Source organism: Streptomyces sp. NPDC014734 (assembly GCF_043083325.1).
Classification (GTDB): Bacteria; Actinomycetota; Actinomycetes; order Streptomycetales; family Streptomycetaceae; genus Streptomyces.
In genome coordinates this window covers 105,119-118,523 of sequence record NZ_JBIBYN010000006.1, presented here as the reverse complement: position 1 = coordinate 118,523, position 13,405 = coordinate 105,119, and the positions used below count along the sequence as shown (strand labels likewise).

Sequence of the window (13,405 nt, the reverse complement as noted above, 5' to 3'; positions counted from 1 at the left end):
CCCTCGACCTGGTCAAGGGCCCAGAGTTCAGGGCGTGGAGAACGAGATGCGCAGCATCGGCGAAATGGCCCGCGACAGCGGACTCGGCGTGAGCACCCTGCGGTTCTACGACCGTGCGGGCGTGCTGGTCCCGGCCCGGGTGGACCCGGACAGCGGCTACCGGTGGTACGCCCCCGAGCAGCTCGCCGAATCCGTGTTGCTGGCCGGGCTGCGCCGGACCGGTATGCCGTTGGCCGACATCCGGCTGGTACTGGCCGGATGGTCGGCCGCCGACAGCGACCTGGTACGGCAACTGCTCCGGGCGCATCTGCTCCGGCTCGAAAGGGGCCTGTCCGACGCCCGCGGCGAGTTCTCCACGATCCGAGCCCTACTCGACCACAGGGAGAACCCCATGGCTGCGCTCCGCACCACAACGCTCCGCTCGACGGTTTCCGCCCCCGAACTGGCCACCGCCCTGGACGCGGTCCGTTTCGCCGCCGGTACCGACCCGGACCTCCCCATGCTCCACGGCGTCCTGTTCGACTTCGAGGGCGGAGAACTCCGGCTCGTGGCCACCGACCGGTACCGGCTGGCCGTCGCGCACGCCGGTACGACCGGGCACGAGGGCCCCCGCGTGCAGGTCGTCGTCCCGTCCCCGCTCGCCGACGCCATGCGGGCGCTGCTCATCGACGACGCGGCCACGCACCTCACCGTGGACGGTGACCGCGTGATCCTGGAGGCGGGCGACCGCCAGGCGGCCGGCCGGTGCCCCGACCACGACTTCCCCGACTACCGCCGCCTCGTCCGCCTGCCGGCCGGACGCCGGGTGCTCGTCGACGCCCCGGCCTTCCGGCAGGCAGTGGAAACCGGCCCCACCCGTCCGAGCACGGTGCGCGGACAGGACGGCCCGTGCGGCGACCTCAGCCTGCTCGGGCCGACGGACGACGGCACGGTGACCGTCCTCGACGACGGCGACGACCACCGGGACGACGTCATCGCCGTCAACCGCGAGTTCCTGCTGCACGCCCTCGCCGCCGGAGCCCGTGACCGGCTGGTCCTGGAACTCGGCGCCCCGACCGCCCCCCTCGCGATCCGCCGGACCGACTCCGAGGACACCTTCTCGCTGCTGATGCCCGTCCGGCTGGAGAACTGACCGGCCGCCCCGCCCGAGAACCGCAGGCCACTCCGCCCGTCGCCGGAACACCCACGCCGCAGCGAGGACGAATCCCGCGGACCCCAGGACCGGGGCGCCCCCGCCCCACACGCCGAAGGGCCCCGTCCCACCGCATACGCGGCGGGACGGGGCCCTTCTTGGTGCTCTGTGCGGAGCAACCAGGTCAGACGATCAAGTAATTACTTGACGATCTTGGTGACCTGGCCGGCGCCCACGGTCCGGCCACCCTCACGGATGGCGAACTTCAGGCCCTCCTCCATGGCGACCGGCTGGATCAGCTGGACCGACATGACGGTGTTGTCGCCCGGCATGACCATCTCGGTGCCCTCGGGGAGGGTCACGACGCCGGTCACGTCCGTGGTACGGAAGTAGAACTGCGGGCGGTAGTTGTTGAAGAACGGGGTGTGACGACCACCCTCGTCCTTCGACAGGATGTAGGCCTGGGCCTCGAACTCGGTGTGCGGCGTGACCGAACCGGGCTTGATGATGACCTGGCCGCGCTCGACGTCCTCGCGCTTGATGCCACGGAGGAGCAGACCGACGTTCTCACCGGCCTGGCCCTCGTCGAGCAGCTTGCGGAACATCTCGATGCCGGTGACCGTGGTGGTGGTCTTCTCCTGGCGGATACCGACGATGTCGACGGTCTCGTTGACCTTGAGGACACCACGCTCGATACGACCGGTGACGACGGTGCCACGACCGGTGATCGTGAAGACGTCCTCGATCGGCATCAGGAACGGCTTGTCGACGTCACGCTCGGGCTGCGGGATGGCCTCGTCGACGGCCTTCATGAGCTCCAGGACCGAGTTGCCCCACTCCTTGTCGCCCTCAAGGGCCTTCAGAGCGGAGACCTTGACGACCGGAACGTCGTCGCCCGGGAACTCGTACTCGGAGAGGAGCTCGCGCACCTCGAGCTCGACGAGCTCCAGGATCTCCTCGTCGTCCACCATGTCGGCCTTGTTCAGGGCGACGACGATGTACGGAACGCCGACCTGGCGGGCCAGGAGCACGTGCTCCTTGGTCTGCGGCATCGGGCCGTCGGTGGCGGCGACCACGAGGATGGCGCCGTCCATCTGCGCGGCACCGGTGATCATGTTCTTGATGTAGTCCGCGTGACCCGGGCAGTCGACGTGCGCGTAGTGACGCGACTCCGTCTGGTACTCGACGTGCGCGATGGAGATGGTGATACCGCGCTGGCGCTCCTCGGGAGCCTTGTCGATCTGGTCGAAGGCCGAGGCCTCGTTCAGGTCCGGGTACGCGTCGTGCAGCACCTTGGTAATGGCGGCCGTGAGGGTCGTCTTACCGTGGTCGATGTGACCGATGGTGCCGATGTTGACGTGCGGCTTAGTCCGCTCGAACTTCGCCTTCGCCACTGGGTCCTCCTGTGGAGTGGTTCTGTACGCCTTGCTTCATCGGCGCCAGGGTGATCTTTGCTGGGATGCCGGGGCCGGGGACATTCACCGCATTGCTTGCGCTCCGCGACGAATGCCCCACGAGGCTCCGGTGACAAGCCTAAAGCGTGAGCTCGGGAGAGTTACTCGCCCTTGGCCTTCGCGATGATCTCCTCGGCGACGTTCCGCGGAACCTCGGCGTAGGAGTCGAACTGCATCGAGTAGCTTGCGCGACCCGAGGTCTTGCTGCGGAGGTCTCCGACGTAGCCGAACATCTCCGAGAGGGGCACGAGGCCCTTCACGACGCGAGCGCCGCTGCGCTCCTCCATGGCCTGGATCTGGCCACGGCGGGAGTTGATGTCGCCGATGACATCGCCCATGTAGTCCTCGGGCGTGGTGACCTCGACGGCCATCATCGGTTCGAGGAGAACCGGGGACGCCTTGCGCGCGGCCTCCTTGAAGGCCTGCGAACCGGCGATCTTGAAGGCCAGCTCGGAGGAGTCGACCTCGTGGTAACCACCGTCGAGAAGAATGACGCGGACGCCCGTCATCTCGTAGCCGGCCAGGATGCCGAACTGCATGGCTTCCTGCGCACCCGCGTCCACCGAGGGGATGTACTCCCGGGGGATACGGCCACCGGTGACCTTGTTGACGAACTCGTACGAGGCCTCGCCGCCCTCGATGGGCTCGATCGCGATCTGCACCTTGGCGAACTGACCGGTACCACCGGTCTGCTTCTTGTGGGTGTAGTCGACGCGCTCGACGGCCTTGCGGATCGTCTCGCGGTACGCGACCTGCGGCTTGCCGACGTTCGCCTCGACGCGGAACTCGCGCTTCATGCGGTCGACGAGCACTTCGAGGTGCAGCTCGCCCATACCACCGATGATGGTCTGGCCGGTCTCCTCGTCGGAGTGCACCTGGAAGGACGGGTCCTCCTCGGAGAGGCGCTGGATGGCGACACCCAGCTTCTCCTGGTCACCCTTGGACTTGGGCTCGATGGCGACCTGGATGACCGGGGCCGGGAAGTCCATGGACTCCAGGATGACCGGCGCCTTGTCGTCGCAGAGCGTCTCACCGGTGGTGGTCTGCTTCAGGCCCATGACGGCGATGATGTCGCCGGCGCCCACCGAGTCGATCTCCTCACGCTTGTTCGCGTGCATGCGGTAGATCTTGCCGATGCGCTCCTTCTTGCCCTTGACGGAGTTCAGCACCGAGGTGCCGGACTCCAGGCGGCCCGAGTAGACCCGGACGAAGGTGAGCTTGCCGAGGTGCGGGTCGCTCATGATCTTGAACGCCAGCGCCGCGAGGGGCTCCTCGTCGGACGGCTTGCGCTTGACGACGGCCTCGGGGTCCTTGACGTCGTGGCCCTCGATGGCCTCGACGTCCAGGGGCGAGGGAAGGTAGCGCACGACGGCGTCGAGCAGGGGCTGGACGCCCTTGTTCTTGAACGCGGTGCCGCAGAACACCGGGGTGACGGTCGTCTCGCCGTCCTTGCCGGAGTTGATGGTGATGCGACGGATGGCGTCGTAGAGCTGCTCCGCGGTGGGCTCCTCGCCCTCCAGGTAGAGCTCCATCAGCGCCTCGTCGTTCTCCGCGACGGACTCCAGGAGCTTGCCGCGCCATTCCTCGGCCGCCTCGGCGAGCTCGGCCGGGATGTCGACGACGTTGTACGCCTCGCCCTTGGTCGCTTCGACGGGGTAGACGAAGGCCTTCATCGTCACGAGGTCGACGACACCCGTGAAGTCGGCCTCGGCACCGATCGGCAGCTGCATCACGATCGGGGTCGCGCCGAGGCGGTCCGAGATCATGCCGACGCAGCGGAGGAAGTCGGCACCGGTGCGGTCGAGCTTGTTGACGAAGCAGATGCGCGGCACGCCGTAGCGGTCCGCCTGACGCCAGACGGTCTCGGACTGCGGCTCGACGCCCGCGACACCGTCGAACACGGTGACGGCGCCGTCGAGGACGCGGAGCGAACGCTCCACCTCGACGGTGAAGTCGACGTGGCCCGGGGTGTCGATGATGTTGATGGTGTGGTCAACATCGTTGAGGGGCCAGTGGCAGGTCGTCGCGGCGGACGTGATGGTGATGCCGCGCTCCTGCTCCTGCTCCATCCAGTCCATCGTGGCGGAACCCTCGTGGGTTTCACCGATCTTGTACGAAACGCCGGTGTAGAACAGGATCCGCTCAGTGGTGGTCGTCTTGCCCGCGTCGATGTGGGCCATGATCCCGATATTGCGGACCTTGGCCAGGTCAAGCGAAGTGGTGGCCATAAGGCTCAGTCTTCTCTCGGTCTCGATGTGGGTAGCGACTACCAGCGGTAGTGCGCGAAGGCCTTGTTGGACTCGGCCATCTTGTGGGTGTCCTCACGCTTCTTGACTGCGGCGCCAAGACCGTTCGAGGCGTCGAGCAGCTCGTTCATGAGGCGCTCGGTCATGGTCTTCTCGCGGCGGGCGCGGGAGTAACCCACGAGCCAGCGCAGCGCGAGCGTCGAGGCGCGACCCGGCTTGACCTCGATCGGCACCTGGTAGGTGGCGCCACCGACACGGCGGGACTTGACCTCAAGCGACGGCTTGACGTTCTCAAGAGCGCGCTTCAGCGTGATGACCGGGTCGTTGCCGGTCTTCTCGCGGAGGCCCTCCATGGCGCCGTACACGATGCGCTCGGCGGTGGAACGCTTGCCGTCGAGCAGGATCTTGTTGATCAGCGAGGTGACAAGAGGAGAGTTGTAGACCGGGTCGATGATGACCGGGCGCTTCGGGGCGGGGCCCTTACGAGGCATTCTTACTTCTCCTTCTTGGCGCCGTAGCGGCTGCGGGCCTGCTTGCGGTTCTTGACACCCTGGGTGTCGAGCGAGCCGCGGATGATCTTGTAACGAACACCCGGCAGGTCCTTCACACGGCCACCACGCACGAGCACGATGGAGTGCTCCTGCAGGTTGTGTCCCTCACCCGGGATGTAGGCCGTGACCTCGATACCGGAGGTCAGACGCACACGCGCGACCTTACGGAGTGCCGAGTTCGGCTTCTTCGGGGTGGTCGTGAACACACGCGTGCAGACGCCGCGGCGCTGGGGCGAACCCTCAAGTGCGGGCGTCTTGTTCTTCTCGACCTTGTCCTGCCGGCCCTTCCGGACCAGCTGCTGGATCGTAGGCACTACTTCTCCGGTTTCTGTGTGCCGTTCGTGAAACTAACCTGGAACGCCACCGACCCACGCGGTCGGGTGTGTCGAATACTGCAGGCCGCTGCCGCAAGGCAGGACTGGCGCAGATTGCGGCGGCCGTCGACGAACTCGCGGTGCGGCTGAAGACACGCACACGAGCCCAGGCACACCCCAGGCACAAGGTCTGAGCGTACCTACCTCGTCGACTCCGGTCAAAACAAATGCGTCTCACCCCGACACGCCGGGCTTCCGCAGCTCGGGGGCGGGGCGACGGGAATGAGACAGCCACTCACCGACATCCGGCGGAAAATCGATCTCGGCGATCCGGACGTGCACGTTCTCAGTACATTGAACGGCGCGGCGGGCGATCGCACGATCGGGGGCGTGATGACGGCGGCGTACGCGTCCGACGGCGACGGACTCGATGACCGGGTTCCCTTTCTCGCACGGCTGGAGCGGGCGGACCGGATGTCCCTGCTCCGACTCGGCCGCGAGCTGGATTTCGCCGCCAAGGCGCCCCTCCTCCGCCAGGAGGAACCCTCCGCCCATGTCCTGCTGATCCTCCACGGCTGGACGAAGGTCACCACCTCCGCCCCGAACGGCTACGAGGCGTTGCACGCCCTGCGCGGCCCCGGCGACATCGTCGGCGAGTCCGCCGCGCTCACCGGCCGGCCCCGCTCGGCGACGGTGACCGCGTTGTCCCCGGTACGGGCCGTGGTCGTGGCCCACGAGAAGTTCCGTGCGTTCGTGGCCGGCTCCTCCGCGGTCACCTTCACACTCCTGGCCCTGACCGCCGACCGGACGCGGGCCGCGGACCGCCGCAGCCTGGAGTTCGCCGCGATGACCGTGCGCGAACGCTTCGCCGTGCTGCTGCTCGATCTGGCACGCACCCACGGCGGCCGTACGGACGACGGCATAGAACTCGACATACCGCTGAGCAAGCAGGAGCTGGCCGGGGCGGTCGGGGCGTCCAGGGAAATGGTCCAGCGGCTGCTGAAGGACCTGCGGGAGCGGGGCATCGTCGTGACGGGCCGGCGGGCGATGGTGATCAGGCGACCGGACGCGCTCCGCCGGATCGCCCGGGCCCAGGACGCCGTCCGCCCGGGCGACCGCCACGAGGCCCCGCGGGTGCCGTAGGCCCCCGCGCATCCCGACATCCCGCGCATCCCGACATCCCGCAGGTTCCGTACGTCCCGCAGGTTCCGTACGTCCCGCAGGTTCCGTACGTCCCGCGGGCCCTGTGGGTCCGCACGTCCCTCGGACCGGGTGGGCCCGCGGACAAGCCTCTCGGCCCCCGTGGCCCCGCGGAGAAGGACGGTTCGTCCGGCTCCACTGCACAGTCGTGCTCCCGGCGCTGTGCACACGGTCACACTCCGAGTGAGTCTTCCGTCCTCACCACCGCGCCCGCACCGGCCCCACGCTCGTGTCCCCACCCACGAAGACCCGAGCGAGAGGCCCCCCGTGAACGACCCCGTGAACAGCACGATCCTGCTGCTCGACATCGAGAAGTACAGCGACCGCGACGACGTCGAGCAGGCGTACCTGCGCCGCATGCTCTACGACCTCGTCGACCGGGCGCTGCTGGCGGCCGGGATCGACGAGACCCGGCGCAGGCGGGCGGACCGCGGTGACTCCGTGATGGAGCTGATCGACGCCAACTGCTCGGTGATCGCTCTTCTGCGGGCGCTGCTGACCGAGGTCCCGGCCCAGCTGCGCAGCCGCAACCGACGCGCGGCCGCGTCCGCCCGGATGCGGCTGCGCGGTGTGGTCGCCTCGGGGTACGTCGCGGTGGACGGGCTCGACGGATGGGTGGGCAGCGACCTCAACCACGCGTGCAGACTGCTGGACGCGGAGTTGCTGAGGAACGCGCTGCGGGACGACCCGGAGGACTTCGCGCTGTGTGTGTCCGATGCCGTGTACCAGGGGGTCGTGCGGCACAGTCACACCGGCGTACCGGCCGAGGAGTTCCGTTCCGTCACGGTGGACAGCAAGAACGGCCCGCTCGCCGCCTGGCTGCGCGGCCCGGTTCCGCACGCGGTCCCGCGCTCCGGGGACGCGGACGCGGCGGCCGGCCCGGGCGTCGTCCCGCACACCCCGCAGGCACCGGCCCGGACCTTCGACTTCGGGGGCGCCACGGTCTCGGGCGGCGTCTTCGGCGGAACCAACCACGGCATCGGCGGCGGCACCTTCAACGGCGACGTCCACTTCGGCGACGGCGGCCGTGGGGAGCGCCGGTGAGCGTGGAGGAACAGCCGGTCCCCCCGGGGGACGACCGGCCCGCCGAGGGGGCGGACGGTCACCAGCCCGACACCGAGCCGCCCGGGGAGGCCGACCATCCGCAGCCCGCCTGGGCGGCCCGCCGGGATCTGGAGAGCCACACCCCGCGGACCATGGGGCTCGGGAACGGGACCCGGATCGACGGCGGTGTCCACGGCGGCGTCAACCACGGCATCGGCGGCGGCACCTTCTACGGCGACGTCCTGGTCGGCAAGACGGAGATCGTCTACCAGTTCGGCTCGTCCTCCGCACTCCATGCCTCGGGCGAGATCGCGCGGTCCGCCCTCGACGAACTGTCCGCCTGCTTCGTCCCCGCGCACGACGGCTTCGAGGCGTTGACCGACCGGTTGCGCGAGGAACACGTCCTGGTGCTCTCCGGCCCCTACTTCACGGGACGGCGAACCGCCGCGCTCATGCTGCTGCACCGGGTCGGCGCCGACCCGGTGCGCGCGATCGGACGGGACACCACTCCCGGACAGCTCACGGCCGGCCTGGGCGGCGGTACGGCGCACGGCGGCCCGACCGGCCACGTCCTGTGCGACCTGATCACCGAACCCGGCCGGCCGCTGCGCGAGGCGGACCTGCTGGCCGCCCGCAAGGAACTGGGCGAGGACGCCTACCTGGTGATCACCGTCGGTCCGACGGCCCTGCTGGAGGACGTACCCGTGGTGGCCTGGGAGGCTCCTCCCGCGGGTGAGGTCCTCGCCGCGCACCTGGGCGCACTGGTGGATGAGGACGGCGTGGCCGGGCTGCTGTCCCTGCCGGCCGTGGCCGCGTTCCTCCAGCGGAGCCACCAGCCCCGCGAGGCCGCCGAATTCGCCCGGCTGCTGGCGAAGTACGCGGCCGGGGAGGCCGACGCCGCTCAGCTCGGGGACTTCTCCCTGGTCGCGCTGGAGAACCAGGTACAGGAGTGGTTCGAGGACGACGGGTCCGTACTGCGTCTGCGGGACAAGGCGTTCCTCGTCGCCCTCGCCGCCTTCGACCAGGGCCCGTACGCGCTGACGGCCGAACTCAGTGATCGGCTCTACGCCTTCCTCCAGGAGACCGAGAGCGGTACGAATCGCGTCACCGTCCCGGTCTTCGGCACGCACATCGGCAAGCGGCTCCAACTTGCCCGGGCCCGCCGGTTCGAGGCCGAGGAACCCACCGAGTGGGGCCCGGTCCAGCAGGTGAAGGCCGAGTTCCTGGATGAGCGGGCTCCGCTCGTGCTGCTGCGCGAGATGTGGACGGGGCACCCGTCGGCCCGGCCCGCGCTCGTACGGTGGCTGCGACGGCTGGCGGAGGACGGACGGCCGTTCGTCCGGACCCGCGCCGCCTCCACCGTCGCGGTGCTCGCCCACACCGACCTGCCGTCCGCCATGGCGCTGGTCATCGAGCCGTGGGCCTCCTCCCGCCTCTACCGGCACCGTGTCGTCGCCGTCAGCGCGCTGACACTCGCCCACCGCCTCGGCACCCCCAACGTGCCGCGCATCCTCGACGCCTGGTGCGAGAGCGAGACGCCGCCACTGCGCTGGGTGGCCATCCGCGCCCATGGGCTGATCGGCCCCGAGCGTCCCTCCGAGACCCTGGCGGCGCTGCGTGCGGCGGCCCGGCATCAGGCGGGGCAGTCCGGACGGGCGAGGCAGGCGGGACAGCCGGACCACGACGCGGAGATCTCGGAACAGCTGGCCCAGTCCGCGGAACTGCTGCTGCTGTCGCCGGCGGGCGACGACGTACTCGCGGGACTGCTCAGAACGCTGCACGACGACCGGCCGGCCACCGACCTCGCCCTCGACGGCTTCATCAGCGCCTGCCGCCGCACCGAACAGGACGAACGCCGCGGCCTGCCGAGCGTGCTCGCCTGGTACACCCGGGCCGCGGCTGAACGGACACCGTCCGCCGACGGCATCGCGACCCTGTGGCGCACCGCCCTGGAGAGCCTCGGCCACACCCGGGAGGCGCTCGACGTGCTGCGCCTGTGGGTACTGGCGGCGGACCACGACCCGAGCACGGAATGGGCGCTCGCGGCCCTGCTGCCCGCCCTCGTCACCACACCGTCACAGCGCCAGCGGCTCAGCCATCTGCTGCGCACCATGCCCGGCGAGGACGGCGCCGATCCCCCGCCGGTGGCGAACCGTCTGCTCGCCGTCCTGCCGCCCGCCTGATCCGTACGACACCGTCCACAGCAACAGGAGAGTGCGCCATGCTCGAATTCCGCCGTGCGCCCGACTGGGATCAGCACGCCGACCGCGGCAGCCGGTTGGCCGACCCGGTGGTCACGGTCCGCCAACTGTCCCGTTTCGGGTTCGCCCGCCGACCGCTCACCCGCATCGATCACGCCCTTGTCTTCTCGGCCCCCGACGGTTCCTACGACACCTACCTCCCGCCGGTCCGGCCCACCCGGATGGGGGCCGCGGCCAAGCGCTACACCTCGGTGTTCGAGGTCGACATGGGCGTCCACCCCGTGCGCGAGGAGATCGTCCTGCCGAGCGACGACGACGCCTTCGAGTTCGGGGCGGCCGTCGAACTCGCCTGGCAGGTCGCCGATCCCGCCATGTTCGTGGCGAGCCGGTACCGGGACGTGCCCCGATTACTGATCAACGAACTGGAACAGGCGGCCCGGCCCGTCACCCGGCGTCACGCCGTTTCGCACAGCGCGGAGGCGGAACAGGCGCTGCTGCGGGAGGTACCCGCGCAGGGTGCGCTCGGCGCCCGGGCCGGGCTCACGGTCACCTGGACCGTACGGCTGCGCGGGGACCAGGGTGCCATCGATCACGTGCGGCGCATGAGGTCCATCGATCACGCCGCCACCGAACAGGTCCATGCCGAGCGGCGCGGCCGGGAACACGATGCGGCGATCGACCGGCGGAGCAGGGAGCAGGACACGCTGCAGTGGGAGCGTGCTGCCGCGTTCGGTGCGCAGCAGCACGAACTCGCGCTGCGGGAGCAGGGGTGGCAGCACGCGCAGGCGGTCGACCGGGCCCGTCGGCACATGGAACTGCAGCAGGTGAACGCGGAGAAGATCGCCTTCTACGAGAAGTACCTGGAGCAGGGCGGGGTCCGTGCGTGGGCGCTCCACCTGGCCGACCACCCCGACGACACCGGCCTCGTGGTGCGGAACCTGCGGGACGACCAGATGCGGGCGATCCGGGCGAAGTTGGCACTGGCCGGCGAACTCCTGACCGGGGACAGCGCGGAGAACCACGAGCTGGAGACGCCGAAGAAGCTTGCGTTCCAGGCGGTGATCGAGGTGCTGGACCAGCATCTGCCCGGTGTCACGGCGCAGAGCACGGCCGCCGGCCGGCTGACCGTGTCGATGCCCGAGGAGACCTCGGGACCGGTCCCGCGGGACGTCTCCTGGTCCTCCCCCGGTCGTGCCGCCCGGATCGACCCTGCCGAAACCGGCACCGGGGGCGGGCACCGACCGGACGCAACCGCCTCCCGCGCCTCCGGCCGGGAGGACGACACGCCCCTGAGCGCACTGCCGGGTTGGCGTCCACCACCCGGCTACGGCAGCACTCCCCTGAGACCGGCGGATACGGACCTGGCGTCGGCGGGCACGGCAGGTGCGCGGGGGACGGCCGGAACGGTCGGCCTGTCGAAGGCCGAAGCGGCGACGGCCGGAACCGCACCTCTCTCCGGGGCAGCGGCCCCTCCCGGAACGGCGGACTCGCCGTACGCCGCCGCGGACCCGCCCGGCACACCGGACCGAGAGGACCGGAAGGCATGACCGGCATCACCCCGGACCCGCTCCCCCCGGTCCGCCGCACCGACGTCGGGACACAGCTCCTCCTCGATCTGCGCTCGGAGATCGCGCGGGCCGACAGCAAGGCGTCCGTGCTGGTCGCCGCGCTCGGCATGACCGCGGGCGTGATCAGCGGCTGGCTGGCCGGCAACGAATGGCGCCCGGACGCGCTCTCCGGCCCCGGCACCGCCCTGTGGTGGACGGGGACCGGCGGACTGGCGACCGCGCTGCTCTCCCTGCTGATGGCCGTACTCCCGCGCTATCGGGGCAGTACCTGGACACCCGGAGCACCTCTCACGTACTTCGCGGACATCAGGCGCGCCGCCCGCGAGAACCGGTTGGCGGAAGCGCTCGACGCCACCGAGGACGATGCCACCGCCGCACTCGTCATCGCCCTGGCCGAGACCAGCCGCATCGCCGTGCGCAAGCACCAGTGGATACGCGCGGGGCTGCTCGCCTACTCCGTGGGGACCGTGCTGCTCCCCGCCTCGCTGTTCCTCGGCTGACCCTCCTCCTCACGCGAAGGACGACCATGACCCGACCGGCACCTCGGCCACAGGACCCCGGCGACGGACCCGACCGACCGGACGACGGCCCCGGGCGGGCCCCGCACGACGGCGAGAGTGCGGCGCCGCCCCGGACTCGGTACGCGACCGCCGCGCCCGACGACCTGGTCTACGAGCACGGGCCGGGCAGGCGCGTGTACTACGCCGCGCACCAACGGCGCGTGGACGCCGCCGCGCTCGGAAGGCTGGTGCTGGCGCTGCCGGCCTTCCTGCTGAGCGCTCTGGTGACGCTGCTCGCCGGCACGGTGCTGGACCGCTGCCTCGGGTTGCCGTTCTGGTTGCCCGCACTGCTCTGGCTGGTCTCCGGCACCCTCGTCTTCCACCGGCCCACGGAGGATCTGCTGGCCCGGTACCACCTCGGTCTCCAGCGGCCGACACCGTGCGAGGCCACTCGGCTGGAACCGGTGTGGCGGGAGGTGACGGCCCTCGCCGGTGTCGACGGGACGCGCTACCAGCTCTGGATCGAGGAGAGCGACGACCTCAACGCGTATGCCGCCGCGGGCCACATCGTGGGCGTCACCCGGTTCGCGCTCGAACAGTTGCCGAGTGCCCAGTTGGCCGCCGTACTCGCCCATGAGCTCGGGCACCACACCGGTGGCCACGCGTGGTCCTCGCTGCTCGGCCACTGGTACGGGCTGCCGGGCCGCGGGGTGTGGCGCGTCCTCCGCGCGACGGCCCGCCACCTGATCACACCGGCCCGCTGTGCCGTCTACCTCACCCTCGGCGCGCTGCTCCTGGCCGTCGGCGGCCTCGCCTCGGCCACCATGGCAGTCCTGTACGGACTTCCCCTGCTCCTGGTGCTTCCGTACTTCTCGGCGGCGTGGGACCGGCGCGCCGAACTCCGTGCCGACCATCACGCCGCCGCACTCGGCTTCGCACCGCAGCTCGCGGATGTGCTCCAGACCATGCACGCGAACGAGGTACGGGCACGGCAGACGACGTCCACCGCGGTCAAGGGCAAGGGCCGGAGGCCCGCACCCGTGCGGCTGCTCGCCTCCCACCCCGACGTCCCGACCCGACTGCACCACCTGCGGCCCTACCTGTAGCCGCGGGTGTCCTGCCCCGGAGACGGCCCCCGGCACACGCCGGAGGGCGGCCACCCCGCACACGGGATGACCGCCCTCCGGTCGTTCGG

General features: G+C 70.3%; 11 protein-coding genes. 7 read left to right on the top strand and 4 right to left on the bottom strand.

Annotated features, from left to right (window positions below):
* The first annotated feature begins 34 nt into the window (after positions 1 to 34).
* Entirely contained in the window at positions 35 to 1,132 is a 1,098-nt protein-coding gene (locus ACF1CT_RS12545; RefSeq protein ID WP_391783796.1) for a MerR family transcriptional regulator, read from the top strand.
* A 200-nt stretch (positions 1,133 to 1,332) separates the two neighbouring features.
* Here the strand turns inward: ACF1CT_RS12545 and tuf are convergent, their stop codons facing one another.
* From tuf to rpsL, 4 genes are all read right to left on the bottom strand, one after another.
* Complete coding sequence (gene tuf, locus ACF1CT_RS12540) at positions 1,333 to 2,526, bottom strand: elongation factor Tu (protein ID WP_391783795.1); 1,194 nt, start codon at positions 2,524 to 2,526, stop codon at positions 1,333 to 1,335.
* A 161-nt stretch (positions 2,527 to 2,687) separates the two neighbouring features.
* Positions 2,688 to 4,814 (bottom strand): elongation factor G, encoded by a 2,127-nt coding sequence (fusA, locus tag ACF1CT_RS12535; protein ID WP_391783794.1) that lies wholly within the window; start codon positions 4,812 to 4,814, stop codon positions 2,688 to 2,690.
* Between the two features lie 38 nt (positions 4,815 to 4,852).
* Positions 4,853 to 5,323, bottom strand: a complete 471-nt coding sequence (gene rpsG / locus ACF1CT_RS12530; protein WP_072485550.1) for a 30S ribosomal protein S7 — start codon at positions 5,321 to 5,323, stop codon at positions 4,853 to 4,855.
* Between the two features lie 2 nt (positions 5,324 to 5,325).
* A complete protein-coding gene (gene rpsL / locus ACF1CT_RS12525) occupies positions 5,326 to 5,697 on the bottom strand; it encodes a 30S ribosomal protein S12 (protein ID WP_003948652.1) in 372 nt (123 codons plus the stop codon).
* A 393-nt stretch (positions 5,698 to 6,090) separates the two neighbouring features.
* On the opposite strand from rpsL, the gene ACF1CT_RS12520 reads away from it, so the two are divergent.
* The 6 genes from ACF1CT_RS12520 (at position 6,091) to ACF1CT_RS12495 (ending at position 13,316) form a co-directional block, all read left to right on the top strand.
* Positions 6,091 to 6,840 carry a Crp/Fnr family transcriptional regulator gene (locus ACF1CT_RS12520; RefSeq protein WP_391783969.1) on the top strand — a complete coding sequence of 250 codons (750 nt, stop codon included), beginning with the start codon at positions 6,091 to 6,093 and terminating at the stop codon, positions 6,838 to 6,840.
* 324 nt (positions 6,841 to 7,164) lie between these two features.
* Positions 7,165 to 7,941 (top strand): hypothetical protein, encoded by a 777-nt coding sequence (locus ACF1CT_RS12515; RefSeq protein WP_391783793.1) that lies wholly within the window; start codon positions 7,165 to 7,167, stop codon positions 7,939 to 7,941.
* Positions 7,938 to 10,124 carry a hypothetical protein gene (locus ACF1CT_RS12510; RefSeq protein ID WP_391783792.1) on the top strand — a complete coding sequence of 729 codons (2,187 nt, stop codon included), beginning with the start codon at positions 7,938 to 7,940 and terminating at the stop codon, positions 10,122 to 10,124. The genes ACF1CT_RS12515 and ACF1CT_RS12510 overlap by 4 nt, the downstream gene beginning before the upstream one ends.
* A 38-nt stretch (positions 10,125 to 10,162) precedes the next feature.
* Positions 10,163 to 11,689, top strand: a complete 1,527-nt coding sequence (locus tag ACF1CT_RS12505; RefSeq protein WP_391783791.1) for a hypothetical protein — start codon at positions 10,163 to 10,165, stop codon at positions 11,687 to 11,689.
* Positions 11,686 to 12,210 carry a Pycsar system effector family protein gene (locus ACF1CT_RS12500; protein ID WP_391783790.1) on the top strand — a complete coding sequence of 175 codons (525 nt, stop codon included), beginning with the start codon at positions 11,686 to 11,688 and terminating at the stop codon, positions 12,208 to 12,210. Before ACF1CT_RS12505 ends, ACF1CT_RS12500 begins: the two co-directional genes overlap by 4 nt.
* 26 nt (positions 12,211 to 12,236) lie before the next feature.
* Positions 12,237 to 13,316: a M48 family metalloprotease gene (locus tag ACF1CT_RS12495; RefSeq protein ID WP_391783789.1), complete on the top strand. Its 1,080-nt coding sequence runs from the start codon at positions 12,237 to 12,239 to the stop codon at positions 13,314 to 13,316.
* Positions 13,317 to 13,405 lie beyond the last annotated feature (89 nt).